The sequence below is a fragment of the Tardiphaga sp. genome (assembly GCF_041424195.1).
Lineage (GTDB): Bacteria > Pseudomonadota > Alphaproteobacteria > Rhizobiales > Xanthobacteraceae > Tardiphaga.
Genome location: NZ_JBGMOE010000012.1, coordinates 1 through 21750 on the forward strand (window position 1 = coordinate 1; position 21750 = coordinate 21750).

Annotated in this window: 24 protein-coding genes and 1 pseudogene; 11 read left to right on the forward strand and 14 right to left on the reverse strand. The window is 63.6% G+C overall.

Annotated elements, in window-relative coordinates:
* On the forward strand, nt 1–653 hold a 653-nt coding region (locus ACEK02_RS01540; protein ID WP_371420053.1), incomplete at its 5' end, for an IS630 family transposase.
* A gap of 12 nt (nt 654–665) precedes the next feature.
* Here ACEK02_RS01540 and ACEK02_RS01545 read toward each other — a convergent pair.
* The 5 genes from ACEK02_RS01545 to ACEK02_RS01565 all read right to left on the reverse strand — a co-directional run bounded on the left by ACEK02_RS01545 (nt 666) and on the right by ACEK02_RS01565 (nt 4481).
* On the reverse strand, nt 666–977 hold the full coding sequence (locus ACEK02_RS01545; RefSeq protein WP_371420054.1) for a hypothetical protein: 312 nt from the start codon (nt 975–977) through the stop codon (nt 666–668).
* Nucleotides 978–1117: 140 nt separating this feature from the next.
* Complete coding sequence (locus ACEK02_RS01550; RefSeq protein ID WP_371420055.1) at nt 1118–1471, reverse strand: single-stranded DNA-binding protein; 354 nt, start codon at nt 1469–1471, stop codon at nt 1118–1120.
* A gap of 671 nt (nt 1472–2142) precedes the next feature.
* The gene (locus ACEK02_RS01555; RefSeq protein WP_371420056.1) at nt 2143–2367 is read right to left on the reverse strand and encodes a hypothetical protein; all 225 of its coding nucleotides are present in this window, start codon (nt 2365–2367) and stop codon (nt 2143–2145) included.
* A 526-nt stretch (nt 2368–2893) separates the two neighbouring features.
* A complete protein-coding gene (locus ACEK02_RS01560; protein ID WP_371420057.1) occupies nt 2894–3865 on the reverse strand; it encodes a DUF2493 domain-containing protein in 972 nt (323 codons plus the stop codon).
* A gap of 112 nt (nt 3866–3977) precedes the next feature.
* Nucleotides 3978–4481 (reverse strand): DUF736 domain-containing protein, encoded by a 504-nt coding sequence (locus ACEK02_RS01565; protein WP_371420058.1) that lies wholly within the window; start codon nt 4479–4481, stop codon nt 3978–3980.
* A gap of 1098 nt (nt 4482–5579) precedes the next feature.
* Between ACEK02_RS01565 and ACEK02_RS01570 the strand changes: the two genes are divergently transcribed.
* The 10 genes and pseudogenes from ACEK02_RS01570 (at nt 5580) to ACEK02_RS01615 (ending at nt 16505) form a co-directional block, all read left to right on the forward strand.
* A complete protein-coding gene (locus ACEK02_RS01570; protein ID WP_371420059.1) occupies nt 5580–7415 on the forward strand; it encodes an AAA family ATPase in 1836 nt (611 codons plus the stop codon).
* Entirely contained in the window at nt 7412–8299 is an 888-nt protein-coding gene (locus ACEK02_RS01575; protein ID WP_371420060.1) for a sensor histidine kinase, read from the forward strand. Before ACEK02_RS01570 ends, ACEK02_RS01575 begins: the two co-directional genes overlap by 4 nt.
* Nucleotides 8296–8871 carry a response regulator gene (locus ACEK02_RS01580; RefSeq protein ID WP_371420061.1) on the forward strand — a complete coding sequence of 192 codons (576 nt, stop codon included), beginning with the start codon at nt 8296–8298 and terminating at the stop codon, nt 8869–8871. Before ACEK02_RS01575 ends, ACEK02_RS01580 begins: the two co-directional genes overlap by 4 nt.
* A gap of 39 nt (nt 8872–8910) precedes the next feature.
* Complete coding sequence (locus ACEK02_RS01585) at nt 8911–9945, forward strand: IS110 family transposase (protein ID WP_371420062.1); 1035 nt, start codon at nt 8911–8913, stop codon at nt 9943–9945.
* A 328-nt stretch (nt 9946–10273) separates the two neighbouring features.
* Nucleotides 10274–11089 (forward strand): phosphotransferase family protein, encoded by an 816-nt coding sequence (locus ACEK02_RS01590; protein ID WP_371420063.1) that lies wholly within the window; start codon nt 10274–10276, stop codon nt 11087–11089.
* A gap of 165 nt (nt 11090–11254) precedes the next feature.
* Entirely contained in the window at nt 11255–12757 is a 1503-nt protein-coding gene (istA, locus tag ACEK02_RS01595; protein WP_026149933.1) for an IS21 family transposase, read from the forward strand.
* Nucleotides 12754–13667: pseudogene (gene istB, locus ACEK02_RS01600) on the forward strand (IS21-like element helper ATPase IstB). Before istA ends, istB begins: the two are co-directional and overlap by 4 nt.
* A gap of 233 nt (nt 13668–13900) precedes the next feature.
* Nucleotides 13901–14491: a recombinase family protein gene (locus tag ACEK02_RS01605; protein ID WP_371420064.1), complete on the forward strand. Its 591-nt coding sequence runs from the start codon at nt 13901–13903 to the stop codon at nt 14489–14491.
* 287 nt (nt 14492–14778) lie between these two features.
* A complete protein-coding gene (locus ACEK02_RS01610; RefSeq protein WP_371420065.1) occupies nt 14779–15258 on the forward strand; it encodes a hypothetical protein in 480 nt (159 codons plus the stop codon).
* Nucleotides 15255–16505, forward strand: a complete 1251-nt coding sequence (locus ACEK02_RS01615) for a DUF1173 domain-containing protein (RefSeq protein WP_371420066.1) — start codon at nt 15255–15257, stop codon at nt 16503–16505. The genes ACEK02_RS01610 and ACEK02_RS01615 overlap by 4 nt, the downstream gene beginning before the upstream one ends.
* Before the next feature lie 253 nt (nt 16506–16758).
* Here ACEK02_RS01615 and ACEK02_RS01620 read toward each other — a convergent pair whose 3' ends face one another.
* The 9 genes from ACEK02_RS01620 to ACEK02_RS01660 form a co-directional block, all read right to left on the reverse strand.
* Nucleotides 16759–16989 carry a hypothetical protein gene (locus tag ACEK02_RS01620; RefSeq protein ID WP_371420067.1) on the reverse strand — a complete coding sequence of 77 codons (231 nt, stop codon included), beginning with the start codon at nt 16987–16989 and terminating at the stop codon, nt 16759–16761.
* A gap of 86 nt (nt 16990–17075) precedes the next feature.
* On the reverse strand, nt 17076–18338 hold the full coding sequence (locus ACEK02_RS01625; protein ID WP_371420068.1) for a hypothetical protein: 1263 nt from the start codon (nt 18336–18338) through the stop codon (nt 17076–17078).
* Nucleotides 18338–18706, reverse strand: a complete 369-nt coding sequence (locus tag ACEK02_RS01630; protein WP_371420069.1) for a DUF3768 domain-containing protein — start codon at nt 18704–18706, stop codon at nt 18338–18340. Before ACEK02_RS01630 ends, ACEK02_RS01625 begins: the two co-directional genes overlap by 1 nt.
* A 23-nt stretch (nt 18707–18729) precedes the next feature.
* Complete coding sequence (locus tag ACEK02_RS01635) at nt 18730–19119, reverse strand: hypothetical protein (protein WP_371420070.1); 390 nt, start codon at nt 19117–19119, stop codon at nt 18730–18732.
* 45 nt (nt 19120–19164) lie between these two features.
* On the reverse strand, nt 19165–19422 hold the full coding sequence (locus ACEK02_RS01640) for a hypothetical protein (protein ID WP_371420071.1): 258 nt from the start codon (nt 19420–19422) through the stop codon (nt 19165–19167).
* A complete protein-coding gene (locus ACEK02_RS01645; protein ID WP_371420072.1) occupies nt 19419–19856 on the reverse strand; it encodes a hypothetical protein in 438 nt (145 codons plus the stop codon). Before ACEK02_RS01645 ends, ACEK02_RS01640 begins: the two co-directional genes overlap by 4 nt.
* Nucleotides 19849–20229 carry a hypothetical protein gene (locus ACEK02_RS01650; RefSeq protein ID WP_371420073.1) on the reverse strand — a complete coding sequence of 127 codons (381 nt, stop codon included), beginning with the start codon at nt 20227–20229 and terminating at the stop codon, nt 19849–19851. Before ACEK02_RS01650 ends, ACEK02_RS01645 begins: the two co-directional genes overlap by 8 nt.
* Nucleotides 20230–20255: 26 nt before the next feature.
* Nucleotides 20256–20657: a hypothetical protein gene (locus tag ACEK02_RS01655; RefSeq protein WP_371420074.1), complete on the reverse strand. Its 402-nt coding sequence runs from the start codon at nt 20655–20657 to the stop codon at nt 20256–20258.
* 12 nt (nt 20658–20669) lie between these two features.
* The gene (locus ACEK02_RS01660) at nt 20670–21581 is read right to left on the reverse strand and encodes an ArdC family protein (RefSeq protein ID WP_371420075.1); all 912 of its coding nucleotides are present in this window, start codon (nt 21579–21581) and stop codon (nt 20670–20672) included.
* Nucleotides 21582–21750 lie beyond the last annotated feature (169 nt).

A 21750-nucleotide genomic window follows, 5' to 3' on the forward strand; every position in this document is an offset into this window, starting at 1 on the left:
AGCACCAGCATCATATCCGATGCCGGGGAAAAGGGGCGGGCCATCCCATAAAGACTGGCCATGCTGTCGAGCAGGACCGTCCCGACGTCCTGAAGCAGCGTCACCACTGGTTCGACGGCCAGATCGATCTGGAACCCGAGCGCCTGGTCTTTATCGACGAGACGTGGACCGCCACCAACATGACCCGCAGCCATGGCCGTTGCGCCAAGGGTGAGCGGCTGCGGATGGGCTACCCACATGGTCATCGCAAGACCACCACGCTGGTTGCAGGCCTGCGGATGACCGGCATGGTCGCGCCGATGGTGCTGGACGGGCCGATCAACGGTGACTGGTTCGAAGCCTACGTGGCGCAGGTTCTCGTGCCCGAACTGCGGCCCGGTGACGTCGTCATCATGGACAACCTGTCGAGCCACAAGCGCCCCGCAGTCCGCGACCGGATCGAGGCGGCAGGAGCAACACTGCGCTTCCTCCCGCCCTACAGCCCCGACTTCAACCCGATCGAGAAGGCCTTCTCCCGGCTCAAGGCCATGCTCCGAAAAGCAGGCGAACGAACCGTCAGCGGCCTGTGGGACCTCATCGGCAAGCTCGTCGACATCTTCCGGCCCGCCGAATGCGCCAACTACTTCAGTTCATGCGGATATGATCCAGACTGATCGAAAATCGCTCTAGTTTAGCGTAACCGGATTGCGTTCGTTTACCAGCCGGCATTCCATGGCAGATTCGCGATGTCGGCCAATCTGACTACCCGAGCCGGTTGCGTCGCCCCATCCGAGATCCACCCTTGTGCCGGCAAGATGCTCGCGGGCGCGTTCGATGAACGACAATCGGTTCGAGTGCAGCGAGAAGGCGCTGGCGCCGAGCGCGATGAAGTCGGAAAGCGCCGTCTTGCCCGAACCCCGCGCGCCGATAATGCCGACAAGGCCCGGATTGAGCGGCATAACGGGCTCGGACAGAAACGTAACATTGCTGACCGTCACTTCGTCGATCGTCTGTGAAGGGAGCGCGGCGGGCGGGGCCGCCACACCGACGAAGACCCGGATAGCCCTCTACGTCCGCGTTCCGCAGGCGAGCGCCCGGACGGGACCGGGGCGGATCGCTCCGCCCCTTCCCGGCGCGTTCAGAAGGGGATGTCGTCGTCCTCGATCGGCTCCTGCTCGTTGGCCTGCCCCTTGCGGATCAGGACGCCCATGCGATCGGCGATGATGTCGGTGCCGTAGTGGGTTTCGCCGTCGCGTTCGAAGCGGCTCTGGCGGATGCGCCCGGTGATGTGGACGAGGTCTCCGGTCGAGAGACGGTCGGCGCGTTCCTTGGTGCGGCCGAAAAGCGTGATCCGGTTCCAGTGGGTATCGTCCTTCCAGGCATCGCCGTCCTTGCGGGCATAGTTCGAAGCGACATCGAGGTAGGTGACCTTGTCCATCGCCGTGATCTTGCCGATGCGGCCGATGATGCGAAATTCCGCGATGTTCTGCATGGTGCTTGCTCCTGTGGTGGTGTCGTTGCTGACGCACTTCGAGGGGGCGGCCGGCCGACGCGGACAAGCGGAAAAGCGGAGGCTCCACACCGTGGAAACCGCAGGCCCCGCCGGGGCCGGTTTTCCGCTTGAGGCCCGCCGGGCCGCTCCGCATTAGTCGGCCGAGCCGTCCACGTGCGTCAGACAGCAACGCGACCGCCACAGGTGCGAGGAACGCCAGAGGATCGCGTGCATCCCATCAGATCTGCATCCAAGGCAACGCGGCCTGGGCGGTCCGTCACCGATTGGTATCTGGTAGCTACCAACGAGGTAGCCGTTGGACGGTGCGCCGAAACCAGGCCGCGCCTTTCGGGAGCAGGAGAGCGCGGCGACGGGCACGCCGCCATCGATGTCATTCCGGGCGTGCCCGCCCTTCGGGCCAGAGGACCGTCGCGAAACAGGGCAGGCGGTGCAACGCTTGCGCTTGGGCATCTGCACCGCCGGGAACGGTAGCTGAGCAAGAGCCCAGTGCGGTCTCGTAGCTAACGATCGCCACGGCACCGTCCTCAGCTGGACATCGCGCGCATGGGTCCTGGGTCGGACGACGTGGCCCCTGTGGGCCACTGGGCGTCCGTCCCATCCAGAGCGCAAACGATAAGGGCCGGGGCGCAAGGCCCCGGCCAGACGGATCGTCAGTTATGAAGATCCAGTCGCCGCTCGATTCTCTCGATGCGGACAAGCAGCGCTGCCACATCGGAATCCCGGTTCAGGTCGCTTTGCACCAGACCCGCCAGATGCGACTTGATAGCGCGCAGTTCATGCTCAAACCGAACATAGACCTGATCGTGATCGACCAGCTTGCCCTGAATCTGCTTCAGGGTTTCGTAGATCAGTTCGTTGGTCACGTTCTCAGTCATAATTGTCTCCATACCATGAGATGGTTCACAAGGCGAGAATTGCCAGCGCCTTGCGCCGCCGCGGCGGCATGGCCCGTGCGGAGGCGGATCGCGGCCGCGGTCAGGGACGGCGCAGCCGCCGCGTGAGCGGGCAGCGGAGGAACCGATTTGCGCCAGCAAAGGGGAGGTGCCGCTGATCCTTGAGGGCGGCCGCGATCCGCCTCCATGCTGGGAAGACCAGCAGCAGCCCCCTTCCCCGCCTGCCTGATACGCCGAGGCGCGGGCGTGGCCGGCGCAAGCCGGCCCGCCAGCGAGGCGGCGGCTCACCGAAGGGCGGGAGGCTGGCGTCCTTAAACCGGCGAGGCGTAGCCGGCGGCCCTGTGCCGCCGCGAGCGAGCCGGGACCAGGCCCGCCCTGGCGCGGGCCGGCGCGGGGGACTGGTCCGACTGCAAGGCGGGCCAGAAGGGTCCCGCGCGCCCAGGGCGGCCCCCTCGTCTTACGGGTGGGGGACCGTTGCGATCCCCCTGCCCTCGCTGCCCTTCCCCGGTCAGGTGACCTCCTTTCCGCGATCGCCGGCAAAGTCGCTGTGCCGGAAGATGGTGATGGGCACGCCAGCGGCCCGGCACCGCTGCGCAAGGTTCGCCTGAATGCCGCTGCCCTCGCAGATAATCGCCTCGACCGGGCGCAGGTTCACAAGCTGTTCGTTGCGCTTGAACGCGGCGCGGTTGCCGTGGCGGCGATCAAGGCGGAAGCTCACCGAGGGGACGCCCCGTGCCGCTGCCCAGCGCGCGGCGATCATGTCCGCGCCCTTCTGCTGGGCGGTGGTGGCGAGCACCATGGCGGGAATGCGCGCGTGGATCAGGTCAAGCCGGTTCCAGATGGCATCAATCTCGTTCCAGTTGCCGCCCCCGGACACCACGACAAGCGGACCGTTGGGCGCGTGGGCCTCGCGCCGCTGCTGCGCACGGGCGGCGAGGAAGTCGCGCGCCTCGATCTGCGAAGCGGTCAGGGCGCGGCTCGTGCGGCTGCCGCCGGTGGCGCTCCATGGCCTGCCGGTCTCGACGCGGTAGACCTCGGCGGCATGGTCGCGCATGCATTCGATGGCGACCATGGCCTCGTGGAGCGACTGGCACAGGCGCTGGCTCTCCTCGACCTGCGCCGCGTGGATTTCCGAAGGGTCGCTGATGCGGGCAAGGTCGCCCAGCTCGCGCGCCGCGTCGTCCTCCTGCGCCGCCAGTTGCTGGGCCACCTTGTGGAACGAGTTGACCATGCCCCAAGCGATGCGCGGGGCAAGCGCGGCAAGGCGGGTGTCGGCAAAGAGGGTGAAAAGGTCGCGGGTCATCTGCTCGACACAGGCGCGGGCCTGCTGGTCGTCGGGCATGTCGGCGCTGGTCGGTTCCTCGACAATGGAAAGCTGCGCGCTGGCGATGTCGGCGGTGAAAGCAGCGGGAAAGGCCCCGGCGCTGGTGAGGTCCGCATAATGGGTGGCGAAGTCGTGGAAGTTGTCAAAGCCTGCCATGGGAATGCCCCTTGTGCGTCGCCCCGGATATTCTGTAAGCGTCGGGACGAACATAACCGATGTTCAGCCATGGAGCCGGAAAGGGTAAGCCTCCTTCCCGGCTCCACTTGGTTCAGGCCGGAATGTCTGCGGCGGCCTTGCGGCCCTTCCCCTTCGCCGGTTCGGCCTTGTCTCCCCCGAAAATGTCGGCGAGGAACGCGTCGTCGCCTGCGGTGCTGCTGCCGAGATCATCGTCCGCGTGATCGCGGGCCGGGGTCAGGTCCATGCCCTCACCACCGCCGGGCAGGTCCTGCCGGTTGCGGCGGCGGGTCCACGCGATGTTGAAACCCTCCTCCCCGTTAGGAAAGACCGCGATGTCCATGGGCCGGGCCATGCTCGGATCGTCGATGCGCCCCTGATAGAAGCTCTCGCCGGAGCTTTTCATGGTCTGTTCCCACAGGCCGCCGATCGGCACCCATGTGCGTGCAGCGGTGCGCGCAAGGATTTCGAAGGTGGGCGCGTTGGGATTGTTGGACTGGTAGGGACGCAGGCCGACAACGTTGCTGAAGGCGAGCGTTTCGATCTTGCCGATCAGTGCGCCCCGTTCGTTGCGATTGAGATAACCGATAGTTGCCATGGTGAATGTGCTTCCTGTCTATTTGGGCAAAGCCCCTGTTGGTGTGCCAAGGACTGTTCCCGCCTTGGCCTTTACTTATTACAGGGCACGGCAAATTCGGTCTATTTCATTGATTTCTTGACACAAATCCCCATCGTCTCTGGTGAGCCGGAGCATCAGGAACCCTGCGCGGACAGCGCAGGCGCCCCACCCCGCCCGGCCCCGACGAGGGGCCGGTTCCGCCCTGGTCGTCCGCGCGCAAGGGATCGGGCTTCCTGTCCATCATCTCCGGAGCCGCCGTCGCAGGCCCCAAGGCGCAGCGTGGGCACTTGGCGGGCAAGAGGCACGGGAGAGGCCTGGCGGAGCTTGGCGGATCGGGGCCGGCGCTTCCATCGGGAAGCAGACGCCGGCGGCCCCGATCCGGCTAGCGGAGCCTGGTCTCGACGCAACTCCTTGCCTGCCGAAACCACGCTGCAACGCCGGGAGCCTGCAAGGGGGCGTAGGAGAGGATGGACAGGACCGGCGCGTGGAGACGCATCGCCGTCCGTCCCGGGCGGCGATGCCCTTACCGCGACGCGCGGTGAGCGCGTGCGCGAGCGGCCGATCGCGGCACCAGCGCGCGCGGCCGCAGGCGGCGCTCCGCTTTACAGGCAGCCAGGGTGGAACGGCCTACCCTCGCGGGGGGACACACACCGGTCCACCCCTTCCCCCTACCCCTGACCGTCACTCGGATGAGACGAGACCCGCGGCGCGGGGCTCGGGGAGCCGGAGTGCGGGGCTGGCCCACAGGGCCGGGCACGGGGTCCGGCGAGTAGGGCAGGTTCCGCTCCGGCCACAGGCCGGAGCGGGGTCCCGCCTTGTTTAGCTATAGCGATTTCGAGGAAGCTCCATGACGTTGCCCGGCAATGAGCGAGTACCAGCGAGTCAGCCATTTGCGGTTTCCATTTCGCACCTGGGATACTCAACTGCCGAAAATTCACACTCTGCTGTAAGATCCATCTTGCTCAAAACCTAAAACAACGGTTGCGTTCTCCGCCAAAAAATTATGCTTTTCCGGATACGGATGAACGCTAAATCTATGAGATCGACTTGTGCGCTCGCTTGGTCGATGGGGGCAAGATGATCATTGAGCGGATTCAGATCGAGGAAGGCTTCCTCAACGGGTTTGATGTTTGGCCGCGTCCCGGCCTGAATGTCGTTATTGGCGCGCGCGGAACCGGCAAGACGACACTGATCGAATTGATCCGGTTCTGCCTCGGCGTTGAAGGCTATACACCGGAAACCACAAAGCGCAGTCGTGAGCATGCGCTTTCTGTTCTAGGATCGGGCCAGGTCACATTGACCCTGCTCGACGATGGCCGCCGTATCACGGTGACGCGGTCGGCGAGTGACCCTGCACCGCGTTCGACGGGTCCGTTTCTATCGCCGATCGTCCTATCGCAAACGGAGATTGAAACCGTCGGCCTCCAATCCGGTGGGCGCCTCCGGTTATTGGACGGATTCATTGGCGATCAGCGATCCACCGTATCGGCAGAGACCGAGGCCGTCGCTTCCGTTCGGTCGCTGACGGTTGAAGCGAACACGATCCGCGCGGACATAGAGCAGCTGGACCAACAACTGGCGGAGATGCCGTCTATCCTAGACCAGATAAAGCAGGTGGAGCCGCGGGAACAGCAGTTAGCGGCGCTTTCTGCCGACTCGAGTGCGAAAAGCACCCAGCTGGCCATGCTAAGCAACACCATCGCTTTGAAGGGGGTAGCAGCTGAAGCTATCCAACGGTTTGGCAACGACGTTGCGCGTTGGCGTTCCTCGATCGGTGGAAGAGGCGAGATGTCCTATGATGGATGGCCTGCCAACGCTGGCGGCGATCCTCTCGGAGAACTGCGGACAAAAGTTGGACAGGCACACCAGCATCTCCGTTACGCGCTGCAGGTACTCGATGAGGTTGTGGTGGAAACCTCCGCGCTTGGGAAACAAGTGGCGGCGGAGAAGTTGGTCTTCGAGGACCATGCGCGAGATCTACGGAAGGAGATAGAAGAACTTCAGACCGGTGCGGGGGTAATCGTCCGCCATGGCCAGGTGTTACGCGAGCGCAAGGCCCAGCTAGAATCACTCATGGCCGTCCGCCAGTCGCTGGTCGCCAGATTCCAAACGGTCATTGCACGTCGTAATCAGGCGCTGGACGCACTGGAAGCTATGCGTTCGGCGCGATTTGAAGCCCGGCGGGAAGCCGCTGCCCGGCTGAACCACGTGCTGGGTCCAAGAATTCATATCGACGTGATGCGTGGTGGTCAGTCGGAGGCCTTTGCAAGTGCGCTGACTGAAGCCCTACGTGGCAGCGGTTTGCGGTACAACGACTTGGTCGCATCACTGGCGTCTCGTATTAGCCCGCGGGAGTTACTTGAGGCCGTCGACCAGGCTGACTTCGAGCTGATCGCGACGCGTGGTTCGATGACCATCGACCGGGCGGCCAAGGTTGCGGTCGCGCTTAAGGACGCGGATCTGGGCGGCATCGCAACTGTGCCGGTCGACGATTACGTCACCTTCTCGCTGATGGACGGACCCGACTATAAGGACATCGCGGAGCTTTCGACGGGTCAGCGCTGCACCGTGATCCTGCCACTCGTGTTGCGCCATATGGAGCGCCTCCTGATCGTAGATCAGCCGGAGGATCACATCGATAACGCCTTCATCACAGAAACGCTGATCAAGTCGATTTTAACGCGTCCGGAAAACGGCCAGCTGCTCTTCTCAACACACAATGCCAACATCCCAGTACTGGGTTCTGCTGACTTCGTGATTCAGCTGGGCTCCGACGGCCGTCGCGGCTTCCCTATTGCCTACGGCGCCTTGGCTGACGCCCCGGTCGTTCATGCGATCACCTCGGTCATGGAGGGCGGTGCGGACGCCTTCCGCCAGCGCGCCCACTTTTATGGCACACAAGGCCTAGCATGACCCGAGAAGAAGCGCTGGATAATTTGAAAGCTCATTCCGCGCATGTACGTGGTCTGGCTGCCCGCGCACTTGGGGACGTTGGACGGCGGTCTGATCTACCCCGCCTCCGTAAGGTTCAGCGGGAAGAGACTGTCACCTACGTAAATTATGCGCTGCAGGAGACGATTAGGCGGCTGACCCATGAGCAAGCGCCAGCACCATCGACGGATGAAGCTGATGTCGTATCAGACGATGTACGCAAGCAGATCTATGGGAAGGCGATGGAGTGGATAACGGGGTTCCTACTCCACGAGATTTCGTCACCTATCGGCCTTGTTCGATTGGCGGCCAAACGTGAACTTGGTGAGCGCTGGGAGGGTTCCGGTACACAGAAGCATTTGGAGTCCGTCACGCGAGTTTTTGATGCAATAGAAGTGTTGAAGAACGCCGCAAGCGTTCCACGCCCTCAAGAATTCGACCTGTCAGCGCTTGTTGATGAACTGTTAGATGACTATGGTCCTGAAATCCGCGAATGGATATCTACGATCGGGGCGCGACCGTTTGTCATCAAGAGCGATCCCTCCCTTGTCCGGATGGTCGCCGTTAACGGCATCCGCAATGCTGTTGAAGCCCAACAGGCTGCATCGGAGCTACAGAACTCTCACGCCGTTACGATTAGCTGGGGCGATAGCGACGTCGACTATTGGCTGGCGGTAATGGATCACGGGGCCGGCCTCACCGGCCCGATCGAAACGGCCTTCGAGGTAGGAAACTCGACAAAGAAAGATCACATTGGCTTCGGACTGTCCATTGCCCGGCAAGCGGTGGAGACGATGATCGGCTCGCTTACCCTTGAGCCGGCGAAACAGGGCGGTGCTCTCTACACCGCGCGGTGGCGGAAGTGACGGCGCACATTCTGGTCGTCGAAGACGACGAAAGCTTCGTCGAAGAATTGAAACAGATTATCGCGGACTCGGGTGGTCCGGCGCTTCCAATCTTTGTCACCAATCGCGATGACGCTGTAGCGAAGCTGGAAAGCAACTTTTTCGATTTCGCGATCCTGGATCTCAAGATTCCAACTGCTCTGGGTACGACGGATTTCGATCCGGAGCACGGAAAGTATGTATTTTTTCACATCCGCAAGGTGTCGCCGGGGACGAAGATCCTCGTGCTCACCGGCTCGCCGTCGGATGATTTCATCGCACCACTCCTGGTACAGAAGCATGATGCTGATATCTGGAGTGAGGGCGCCAAGATCGACACCATTGAGTTTTTGAAGAAGATTGAGCTCGACCAAGCACCAGAGAAGATCAGCCGGGTCGTATCCGCTATCCATGCCTTGTCCGATATCGAGCTTCACACCAACGGTTTGAACCTTTCGACGGGTGAAGATCGGCTTATCCGAATTTTCGCCAAACATTTTAAAGCAGATGGGTTGGATGGCTCCCGCTCACGGCATCTAGGTGCCAAGATGTGAAGGCTATCAGGCAATCACGAGCAGATGGGAGCCACCCAGATGGAGATTATGACGATCGGCCTCGATTTGGCCAAGAGCGTTTTCCAGGTTCACGGCGTTGATGCGGCGGGCAAGACCGTCGTTCGCAAGGCGTTGCGTCGAGCACAGGTGCTGACATTTTTCTCGAAGCTGGCGCCCTGTCTCGTGGGTATTGAGGCGTGCGGCACGTCCCATCACTGGGCACGTGAACTGATCAAGCTCGGGCATGATGTTCGCCTTATGCCGCCGGCTTACGTCAAACCGTATGTAAAGCGCGGCAAGACAGACGCGGCCGATGCGGAGGCGATTTGCGAGGCGGTGACGCGGCCGACAATGCGGTTCGTACCGATCAAATCGCCAGAGCAGCAGGCGGCTTTGTCAATGCACCGCAGTCGAGATTTGCTCGTCAAGCAGCGCACGCAGTTGGTCAACATGATGCGCGGCATTTTAGCCGAGTTCGGCATCGAGATCCCACAGGGCCTTCATCGCGCACTTGAGATGGCACGCGCGATCGTCGGAGGAGAGGCACCAGACGTACCGTCCGACGCCGTAAAGGTCGTCGCTCGGCTTTCGCAGCAAGCGCTGGACGCTCATGCCCAGCTTCGAGAAATCGAGCGCGACTTACTCGCGTGGCAACGCAGGAGTGACCTCGCAACTCGTCTCCTGACAATACCGGGCATCGGCCCTATCGGAGCAACGGCGATAGCAGCATCGGTTACCGATCCGCGCCAGTTTCGCTCTGGTCGCCAGTTCGCCGCCTGGCTGGGCCTGACTCCTCTGCAGCGCTCGAGCGGCGGTAAGGAACGGCTTGGACGCATCACCAAGATGGGCGACAAATATCTTCGCAAATTGCTGGTGGTAGGCATGACATCGATGGTGCGACGAGCGAAGAACAAGCCCCAAGCGGTAGATCCACGCCTCCTCGCGCTGATGGCGCGAAAACCGATGCGAGTGGTGACCGTCGCAATGGCGAACAAGACAGCCCGGATCGCCTGGGCAGTCATGGTGCGTGGCGAGGTCTACAAGGAGCGTCACGTGCCAGCGCTAGCTGCATAGAATGATGAGTTAGCTGAGGAGATCAGCTCAAGGAGTTGTGAGAGCAAAGCGAGATGATGGCGAACCGGTCAGACCGGGAACCGGGACAACCCAGCAAATGACGAAGGCGCTATAGCCTGCAAAGCAGTGTGGGACCCAGTTCGCGGATACCATCAGGGCCAGCAGTCTTTCTGACGACTGCACAAACAGGCCGGACAGAAGTCTGCACCCGACCAAATGCCAGAGTTTCAATTTTGTGCTTGCAACGCGGGAGCCATCCACAGAAGTCACTTGTTCGGTTCATCCGATTGGCGCAGGCAAGTCTGGCGCCCGCCCGTATCGATTGCAGATGTATGATCAGACTGGTGCACTCATCCGGGAGGTAGTGGCAAAGCTGGGCGATCTTGCGAAGATGCAGGATGAGGATGCGCGGTACGACGAGCATGTTATGCTGCTCGATCCTGCGGCGACGCCCCGGAAAATGAAGCTGCTGGAGTTCGGTGCGGGCTCCATGGCTGGTCTTTTCTACCAGCTGGCCAACGGTCACGATGCTTCCATGTTCACGACCATGGCCGAGAAGGATGCGCTAGCTGCCAAGGCTGTTACGGCGACGGCTCAGGCCCTGGCCGGTTGGTCGAACGGAAAGAACCAGCAACGTCGTTCGATCGCCTCGATCCGCGTACAATGGGTGCCGGATGAGACGGCGGTCGAGCTCCAGGAGCAGTATGGGCTCAACTGGGCAGCTGAGTTCGAAAGTCGCATGATACAGACCCGCTGGTGCTGTGTTCACGGTGACCTGCACGGCGAGAATATCCTCGTGTCACCCGAAGGTGGCGTACTCGTCATCGATTATGGGGATGTCGGGTTCGGTGCTGCTGCCTACGATCCAATAACGCTGGAACTGAGCGCGGTGCTGCAGGCTAATCCGACTCTTGGGCCTGAGTGGCCTACTGCAGAAGCCTGTCGCCAATGGCATGATCTCGATGCCTATCTCGTGGATTGCCCCATTCCGGAGTTCATTCGGGCGTGCCGGGCGTGGTCTAACAAGCTCATGGTCGGCCGACGCGAACTGTCAGCATGCGCATACAGTTACCTGCTTCGCCAGTTAAAATACCCCGATACGGATAAGGCCAGGATTCTGGCTGCCGCGCGACAATCAGGATGAGAGAGCAGCGTCAATCAAGATGAGAATCGCCACCTGCTGATGCGGCGTAGGGCGTAGCCCGGAGCCGGATCAGCAGGTGGCGATGTCGCCCTTTCCGGGGCGTTTCTGATGGTTGCGGCCGGTCAGGTATTCAAAGGCATAACTTCGCGAGAGGGGATGTCGTTCATGCCGGGCCGCCACGTCAACGATCATCAGATGAGGCTCTACATGAAGCTCCGACATACCCATGCCGTTCCGATCGCCGCCGCCAAGGCCAGTATCAGCACGGCGACCGCATATCGCATCGAGGGAGATCCTCGGCTTCCCTCGCAAAGGCAGGTCCAGCGAGAGCGGCGACGCCCGGACCCGTTAGCCGGGATCTTCGACGAGGATGTGGTCCCCATGCTCCAGGCTGCGCCTGGTTTGCGGTCAGTGGCAATTTTCGAGGAGATATGTCGCCGTCACCCTGAGCTTGATGGGCGCATTCGGCGCACATTGGAGCGAAGGATCCGAACATGGCGGGCGATCCATGGTCCCGAGCAGGAAGTGATCTTCCGGCAGGTGCATGAGCCGGGACGGCTTGGCCTCTCGGACTTCACCGAGATGAACGATGAGCACGTAACGATCGTCGGCGTGCCGCTCGATCATCGCCTCTACCATTTTCGGCTGATATGGTCGGGCTTCGAACACGTCCATGTCATTCTGGGCGGCGAGAGCTATGTCGCGCTTGCAGAAGGGTTGCAAAACGCCCTGTGGGCCGTCGGCGGTGCCCCGGTTGAGCATCGCAGCGATAGCCTGTCGGCCGCGTTTCGCAACCTGGACGCTGATGCCCGGCAAGATCTGACGCTGCGATATGACGCGCTGTGCGAACATTATGGCATGACGCCGACGCGCAACAACCGCGGCGTTGCCCATGAGAATGGCGGGATCGAGAGCCCGCACGGGCATTTGAAGGCAGCAATAAAGGACGCGCTGCTGATGCGTGGTTCGCGAGACTTCGATGATCTGGCGAGTTACCGGCACTTCATCGACGAAGTCGTCAGCCGCAAGAACCGGCGCAACGGCCCACGCATAGACGCCGAGCGTGCGATATTGCAGCCCCTGCCTGGCGCGCGCACCAGCGATTATGAGGAGACGATCGTCACGGTCACCTCGACCAGCAGCTTCACGCTTCGTAAGGTGTTCTATACCGTGCCCTCACGGCTGATCGGGCATCGGCTGCGCGTTCGGCTTTACGATGATCGCCTCGATCTGTTCATCGGCGGCACTCACCTCATGACATTGCCGCGGGGGCGGTCGTTCAATAACGGCTCCCACGGCCATGTGGTCGATTATCGGCACGTCATCCATAGCCTGCGGCGCAAACCCATGGCGCTCCTGAAGTTGGTCTATCGTGACCAGCTCTTCCCAAGGGAGCCTTATCGTCAGACCTTCGACCGGCTCATCGCCGCGTTGCCCGAACGGATCGCTTGTCGGCAGATGGTAGAACTGTTGGCAATGGCGCACGAAAGGGCCTGCGAAGCCGAACTCGCGGAACTGCTGGCAGCCGACGTCGCTGCTAACCGTCTCCCCGACATGGATGCCTTGCGAATACGCTTCGCTCCCGATCCGGCGGCGCTTCCCGACGTGGTGGTGGAACTGGTCCCCCTTGTCACCTATGATGTTCTCCTGGCGGGAGAAGCCGCATGAGCCGGAACGCACCCGCTATCGACGCCCAGCGTCTGAGCCTCATCCTCAACGACCTGCGCCTGCCAGCAATCAAACTGATCTGGCCCGACTTTACCACGCGGGCAGACAAGGAAGGCTGGCCTGGGGCCCGCCTGCTTGCGGCGCTCGCTGAGCATGAGATCGCAGAACGGGACCGACGCCGGATCGAAAGGCATCTGGGCGAAGCCCGCCTGCCACCTGGCAAGACTCTCGACAGCTTCGCCTTCGATGCAGTGCCAATGATCTCCCGCGCCCGGGTGACGGCGCTGTGTTCTGGTGATGGCTGGCTCGAAAAAGGCGCCAACCTCATCTTCTTTGGTCCACCGGGTGGGGGTAAAACCCATCTGGCAGCCGCAATCGGCCTTGCGTTGATCGAAAATGGCTGGCGCGTCCTGTTTACCCGCACTTCCGACCTGGTCCAGAAACTTCAGGTTGCCCGCCGTGAACTGGCGCTCGAAGCCGCGATAGCCAAACTCGACAAATATCATCTGCTGATCCTCGATGACCTCGCATATGTGACCAAGGATCAGGCTGAAACGTCCGTCCTGTTCGAGTTGATCAGCGCACGGTACGAACGGCGTTCCACGCTCATCACCGCCAACCAGCCTTTTGGTGAATGGAACCGGGTCTTCCCCGATCCCGCCATGACGCTCGCCGCCGTAGATCGCCTCGTTCACCACGCGACAATCTTCGAGATGAATGTCGAGAGCTACCGCCGCCGCTCGGCGATCCAGCGACAATCACGCGCTGGTCGGCCACCGACCTTCGCGACAATCAAGTCCAACGAGGAAATGTCGCGCAGCGACAATCAAACCTGCGAGTAGCGCTTGCCAGCGTCAATCAAAGCAGGCACCACTTGAAAACCGCGACGATCAGTTCTCATCCTGATTGACGGAAACTTCTCATCCAGATCGCCGCGCCATATTCTGGCCCTGCTCGAAGGTGTCCATGGATGCTGGGGAGATTCGTAGGTATGCTCGGTAAGCCCTCGCTGCTACTATTGCACGTCCGCTGAAAATGCGCGAACCATTACCGAACTTCCCGTATCGGTGATATTGTCAACCAAATCGAAAATGCAGCTCCGATAAGTTGACAGTCTGGAGCCGCCTTCCCATCTGACGGCGCATGAGGATCGGCTACGCCCGCACTGCGCCTGGAGAAACGACGCTGGCGCGTCAGCGCGACGCGCTGATCGCCGCCGGCTGCGGCATCATCTTCGAAGATGAGGATATTAAGGCCTCGGTCGTGCTGAAACCGGGACTCGCCAGCGCGCTGCGCGCGGCGAGGACCGGAGACACGATCGTAGTCTGGCGCCTCGATCGGCTTGCCTGGTCACTGGGCACGCTGCTGACCGATCTGCATTTGTTAGAGAGCCTCGGCCTTGGCTTCGAGGCGCTCGAGGACGGAATCGATTCGAGCAAGGAAGACGGCCTCTATGCCCATGTCAGCGCGCTGGCGCGTTTCAGCGATATGGTGGCAACCGCGCGACGCGCGCAGCACACCGCGTCAGGGCGCAAGGGAGCGAGAGGCCCAGGGCGCGACGCGGCGATCGATGGCGCGCGCTGGCGCGAACTGGTGGCATTGATGAAACCGCCTGCATCGATACCGGTGGCGCAGATCGCGAAGCTTGCCGGCGTATCGCGCCAGGCGATCTACAAACGCCTCAAGGCCGAGGCTAACAGTACACCTGAGCGCGAACGCGTCGTCCGTTCCTAGCGGGCGCAGGCCCCTCGCCTCCCGATTTCCGATCCATTGCGGATGCACGGCGCTGCAACGGCTTGCCTGCCTCATCAAGAACAGATAACGAACAAACATCCGTCGCTCCGCCGGCGGGAAACTGTCCCCTTCGGGTATCATCTCAGAGCCAGGGCCTTCGGCCAGTCATCGGCGAGCGACGCCTCGCCAGCATTCCGGAACACCGATCACACCATCCGCTTTGGTGCGCGGCAGAAGCTTGCCTGCGTGCCTTGTGGCGGATTCAAACGATGACAGGGATATTGGCAATGACACACGACTGGCTTCACAACCTCAACATCGATCTCGGCCTGATCGAGGTCCGCGACGATCCGGACACCTGCTGGGAACGGCGAGCGCTCGCCGGCGCCAGCGTGGGCGTCGATCCGCAGGCCGCGCTCGTCGAGGCCTATGCCCTGTGCTGCACTATCGACCGGCTGCTTGCGGGCGATCCCGATGGCAAGCGCGAACTGGCCGAGATCCTCGGCGACGATCGCAACGATTACCAGCGCTGCCTGTGGTACACGCTGGCGGGCCGCCATCCGTTCGCGATCGCCACCGACCTGCGCTGGCTCGTCGCCCTGCTGCGCGCGCGGGACGACCAGAGGGAGGCCGCCCGCAAGGCCGGGCGTCCGGTGACGAAGGAACCCGAGCCCTACGCCAGCGACCGAGCCGATGGCCCACTCGGGACGTTCGACCAGCACTTCGATCTGGGTCCACAGTGGCAGGGTATCGCGGAGGGCGTGTGACGCAGCGCTACTACATCACCGACCGGGAAATGGCCGAAGGCGAGCAGGGCTTCGAGGCCATGCTCGCCCACGCCTATGCACAGAAGGAGCGGGTACGCTGTCTGTGCCGGCGCGACGCCGATCTCGATCTCTACATCACCCGGCGCCATGACCAGCATGTGCTGGCGCGCTGGCCGGGGACCGGCGCGTTGCACGCACCGCATTGCGATCACTACGAGGCCCCCGATCACCTGACCGGCCTCGGCCAGGTCCGCGGCAGCGCCATCCTCGACGATGCGGAAACCGGCGAGACCACCTTGCGGTTCGCGTTCCCGCTGTCGCGCGGAGCCGCGCGCGCCGCGCCGGCGGCGCTGACCAACGACAAGCCGGACGTGAAGGCGACCGGCCAGCGCCTGACGATCCGGGGCCTGTTGCATTACCTGTGGGACCGGGCGCAGCTCACCCACTGGCATCCCCGGATGGCGGGCAAGCGCAACTGGTACATCGTGCGCCGCCAGCTGCTGCAGGCCGCCCACGGCTGCAAGGCGCGGGGCATGGCGCTGGGGGACGTGCTGTACGTGCCCGAGACATTCCGTCTCGATGACCGGGACGCGATCGCGGGCCGCCGCCTTGGCGCGCTGCAGCCGGCGCGGGCGTCGAAGGACGCGATCATGATCCTGATCGGCGAGGTCAAAGGGATCGAGCCCGCGCGCTATGGCGAGAAGATCATGATCCGGCATCTGCCGGACTGGCCCTTCCTGATGGACGAGGACATGGCGCGGCGCTTCCACAAGCGCTTCGCGGTGGAAGAGGAGCTATGGCGCTCGGACGAGCGCGAGGGGCATCTGATAATCGCGGCGAGTTTCGCGATCAGTGCCTCCGGGCTGCCACAGCTGATCGAGAGCGCGGTGATGCCGGTGTCGCGCGAGTGGATCCCCTACGAGAGTGTCGAGGACCTGGCGCTGGTGACCAAAGCGGTCGGCGACCGGCGTCGGTTCGTGAAGGGGCTGCGTTACAACCTTGTGTCCGGCACGCCGATCGCGAGCCTGACGCTGACCGATACCGGGAGCGAGGCCACGGCGATCCATCTCGCGCGGAGCCTGCCCGATCCCGCCTATGACGATGCAGTCGCCGTGCTGATGAAGACCATCGGCGTCACGCATCGGGCATGGCGCCTGGGCGATCCCCTGCCCGCCTCCGTTCCGCATGGCTCCTCTCCGGCGACGACAGCCCCTGCCCCTTCTCCACACCCGGGGCGTGTGCACTGAAACCTTCAGGCGGCGGCGACCTCGCCGTCGGCCGACCGATGCCCCGCGCCGTCGCTATCAATCCCCGGCGTGCCCGTGGCGCTGACACCGGCGCAAGGGCCGCGCACTCCTTCCCCGCCCGTGCCGTACGCGCGGGCAGCGTCCGGTCGATCCAGGTGAATGGTGATGACGCAAGGCTCACCGGCGTATGTCGGCTGCCTACTGCATCCGCCCGCGCCGGATAACAGCACCGCTGCAATGCAAAGGCGCGCGATCATCCCCACTGCGGGTATACCTCCGCAGTGACCGAGGACGCCCAGCGCAGCGCGATCTCGGGATCGGCGCAGATCAAGGCGACGGTGCCGGGCTGACTGGCGAACGCCTCGACCACATAGGGCCGGCCCGGATCGCCCGTGCGGACCAGTACATAGTCGCGGTCGTGATTGTCGGCCAGCGCGCCGGCGACACGCATGGCATTGTCGAAGGTCGCAAGATTGCGAGTCATGAGGTGCGCCCTGTTTTGTCGGATGTGTGACGTCATGCAGCCGCTCTGGCAAGGTCACGACGTAAGGGGGATGGCCATGTCCCCGATCATCTTGTGCTGGCCGGGAGCCTGATTGCGCCTGCGAAACGGCGCAGCGCTCCTTCCATGGCCCCGCGAACGGCCTTGCGATTGGAGACGAACACCGCAGGGACGAGTTCGGCGCCATCGCAGGCCACATAGCCGGCTGCCGGCGTTCCGGTCGCCGTCAGCGTGATAGCGATCCGGTGCCCTTGGGCATCCTTGCCGGTGTAGGTCGCGGTCAATTCGCCGAGGCGGGCTACCAGGCCACGGTTGACCTTTCCCCAGCGGATATGCCCGGCGGCCCTGCTTTCGCCGGCACACAGGCCCCGGTCCAGCCACAGGGCGAACTGTGCGCGCTGCAGCGCCGCCGTATGGCGCAGCCGCTCCTGGTGGCGCGCAAGCGGCAGGAGAGAAGCGTGGGCATCGATGACCGCGAGGTCGGCGCCTTGTGCTGCAACGAGGATGTCGTCGATATCACGGCCGGGAAGCAGGGCCGGCAGGTCCGCCGGCGGCGGGGGCCAGGTGCTGGCTGTGGCGCACGCTTCCCGATCGATCAGGACACCGTCTGCCACCACCAGGACGGTCGTGTCTGCCGCACCCTCGCGCGCTAGCAGCGCCGGCAGCACCATCAGGCATTCGGCCTCGCCCGTGGTAAGGCCGGCTTCAGCGGCGCCCAGGATAACCAGGCGTCGCAACCAGGGTGTGGGCCTACGGGCGTCATCGGGTTTGGGCCATGTACTCGGCAAGGGTCTGGCCAGCGCGGGTTCGGCAGGTAAATCTCGGGCAACCGCGGCGCGCAGCGCGCGCCGGGCGGCATCGAAGACATCGCCGGGATCGCCGCCGCCCTCGGCAAACCCGCGATCGTAGGCTTCCCGTTCCTCGCCCGTGCAGTGGGGAGCATAAACCCGGCCGCCTCGCGCGACCATCAGCCCCTCGGCGTATCGGACGCACGGCATCCACCGGTAGCCATGGCGATCGCGTCCGGCGAGGATCGCCCGGTCACGATCGTCCCCGACGCCTTGCGCGATCCGGGACGCGGTGAACGCGAAGTTGCGGATCTCGCGTGCCTGTTGGTTCCGGCGATCGAGCGCATCGTGAAAGGCACGCATGGCCACGGCCCGATTGCGCAGGCGCTGCATCCGGTCATCGGCAGGGGCTGCCGCTGGAAGGTCCGGATACCGCCGCCAGATCGACGCGAGCCGTGCCGCTTCCGCCGGCGGCCGCCCGCGCGTTATCCAGCAGGCGGCCTCGGCCGGGTCGAATGGAGTACCTGCCTCGACCCGCGCCATCACCAGTCCTCCGGCAGGAGAATGGTGACCACACGGGTGGTCATGGCCGGGTCGGCGGGATCGTCGGAGCCGAATTCGAGGTTGTGATCGAAATAATCGACCTTCACCCAGACGGTGTGTCCATCGATCACGAACACGCCGAGGTCGCGTTCGGGGCTGTCAGCGCTGAAAGTGCAGCTGCGCGCCGCGGCCATAAGCCGCGCCTGGTTGAGCATGGCGACCGGCCCTTCGATCGGTCCCAGCGTTGCGAGGCAATTGCGCGTCACCACGATCCGTGCGGTCCGGTCGAGGCCGAGACGGGCACGGTCGTTGAGGCGGGCGATCTGTTCCAGGCGCGTGGGCGCGCCCGGCGGGGCGATGGTAAGCATGGGTGTACTCCGGATTCGGGATGTCAGACGGCGGGCGTGTTGAGAGCGGCCAAGGCAGGATCGATGGCGAAGCCCAGAGCCTTGGCGAGATCGAGGGCTGCCTCGATGTCGTCGGGGGTTACGTTGAAGGCGCTCGCGAAATCGCGCAGCGTCTCGTGCGCCATCGGCTTCACGGCGTGGAGTTTGCCGGCCTCTTGCGTGACCGCAAAGGGCCAGCAATGGGCAACGCCGACGACGCCCTCAGGCAAGATCAGCAGTGTATCGCCGCTGTCGATCTTTTCGTCGGTCTGGGTAGCGTCATAGGCGTTCCCGGTACTGGAAAAGCCATGGATGCGCCGGGGAATGAAGGCAAAACGATCGCTGTCGCAGAGCATGGGGTTCGGAACTTTCTGGCGAGCGGAATTGCTCGCCACTCCCCTTCCCCCTCTGCTTTCTTCTCGTCGACAGGCGATGCGCCCTCACCAGGCGTATGTCGGCAGGATGGACAGGGCGTCGACATCGCGATCGAACATGATCCAATCGCAGTTGAGTGCCCTTGCCTGTTCGAGGCATTCGGCGAGATCAGCGGGCACATCTCCGGGTGTCGAGTCCGGGACGTGCACGAACCAACCCACATCGCCCTTCGGGTAGGCGGCGAGGGATGCGTGGTGCAACCAGGTGTTGCAGGTTCCCTCGGTGAGGTGCGCTGTGGAGAGCACCAGCATGGTTTCCATCATGGACGTGGCTTTCCTTCGGCCTGGGCAATGGCGGCGATCAGCTTGTCGTGCGCCAGGACATCGTAGCCTTTCACGCGCGCGGTGCGCTGGTCGCTGAGGGCGCACAGCGCCATGCGCGCGGCCTCGAGAAGATCCTGCGCCGCGGCCTCGACGACGAGCCGGGCACGCTGCTGATCGATGACCGCAATCCGAACGGGATCGGTGATCGTGAATTCATCCAACCGCACGTCTCCACAGGTGTTGCACCACTGGTTCTCAAACTCGCCGAGCAGCACGCTGCTTTGCGTGACCACATCCCAACCAGCGTTGGCGTCGTTGCCGCATTCTTCCGATCCGCAGATCGAACATCGATACGCCAGATAGGCTGAACTCATGACAATACCTCGTCGTTGTGCGGGATCGCGGGCGTCTGCATCCGGATCGCCGCTATTCATCCGGACCCTTGCGCCCGGTTTCCTCACCGAGCTGGGCCAGCACCAGCGCGATCGCGGCGCCGTGGTCGAGCAACGCCGCGAGGCAGTCCGCCGCGCTGTCGGCGAAAGTGTCGTCTTCGGGATCGCTCATGGCGATGACGCCGGCGATGGCCTTCAGCAGGCGCACCATCTCGGGCACCAGGCCGACAGCGGAGAGATTGGCCTGCGCCTCACCGATCGGACGGCCGCCGGCCTGGACGAGGCGCCCCACATACTGGTGCCGCCGGCACACGGGATCGATCGCGGTGATCTCGGCGGTCCAGTCAAATGGCCAGGTGGCCGACGTTGGACGCAAGGGACCGGCGCGCCAGGCGCCACGGGTAATCAGGGTCATCGGGCTTCTCCGGGGGACGAGGTTCGTCAGGCGGCCAGCGGCAGGTCGGACAAGGGGATGGCGCGCGGACCGAACAACGCCGCGAACGGCGCAGCGGACCGTTCGAGCCAGGCGCGGGCCGTCGCCCCGGTATCGCCCCATTCGCAGCGAAGCCGGTATGCCGGATCGCTGCGCCGCGCCATCCAGATGGCCGCGCGTCCGTCATCCGTGGTCACGCCGATATCGGCAAAGGCATTGCGCAGGATCACCCGCGCGTTGCAGTCGCGCCAGCAATCGACCGGGTCGAAGGAGGGGAATGCGCATGAAGCACGGACGCGGACATCCTCGATGAGGCGGGCATAATCGCGCGCCCAGGTCGGCGCATCGGCCGCGTCGAGTGCGTGAAAGGCGACCTGCGCGCCGGCGGGATAGCGGATCGATGAACGCATGATGCCGTCTCCTCAGGCGGCGATGGCGAGCGGTGCGCTGTGGGCGACAGTGGCGTGAACCCAGTCAACGGCGGCCTGCGCCTCGCGCGCGGCCGTGAAAATCGCTCGGGGATCGTGCTTCAGTGCCATCAACCAGCTGGCGCAATAGGCGGCGTGATCGGGCCGGGGGGTACAGGCAAGGCCGAGATCGGCCATGAGCATCGCACTCCCGAGCTCCACCGCGAGCTCTTCCCTCGCGCGGATTGCCCGTTCCTTGTGGTAATCGCGAAGGGTATCGCGGTTGAGCCGCGCAGGATGTCCTACCGCGTGCAGAATCTCGTGTCCGAGCGTCGACACCAGGTCGAGGTCGCTCTCGAATGCGGCGCGTTCGGGCATGAACACCCTGTCGAGATCGGCACGGTAATGGGCATCGTACAGGCCATATTCGATCGGCACGCCGACGCGGTCGAAGAAGGCGAGCGCTTCGGCAATGCTGGTGCTGACCGGCTGCACCTCCTTGATGGCCTCGACGTCGGCACCATCAACCTGGTCGCGGTTGAACACGACAAAACCGCGCGCGAAAAAGCGGCGGCGCCCTTCCCCCGCCTCGCCATCACCGGCATCGGCGCGTTCGGCAGTGTCCTGGCGCTCAACCTGCTTCCACAAGATGACGTGCGTGCCGCTCTCACCCTTGCGCACTTGTGCGCCAGCGGCCTTCCACTGCTGGTAGGTTGCCCAGGTGCCTGACGTGTAGCCACAGGCATCGGCGGTAGCCCAGAGCACGAGACGGTTGATCCCCGCGTACCGCCGCCCGATCGCGCTGGTCGGGCGCATCACCGGTGTACCGGCGTGGTGCCAGGGCATGCGCCATTGCCCGGCGCCGGCCGCGATGGCCGCGATGATCTGGTCGGTAATGGTACGGTAGATGTCGTGGCGCTCGGTCATGGCCAAATCCTTCCTCAAGCGAGCCTCATGCTCGCCCTCCCCCGCCCCCCTTTCCTTTGCCGGATGGCTTCGGCCGAACGGCCGTCCTGCCCCGATCCGTCAGGGCGCCGTGGTGTCCGCCTGCGACAGATCGGCGTGGTAGTAGCTGTGCACGAAACCGCAGATGGAA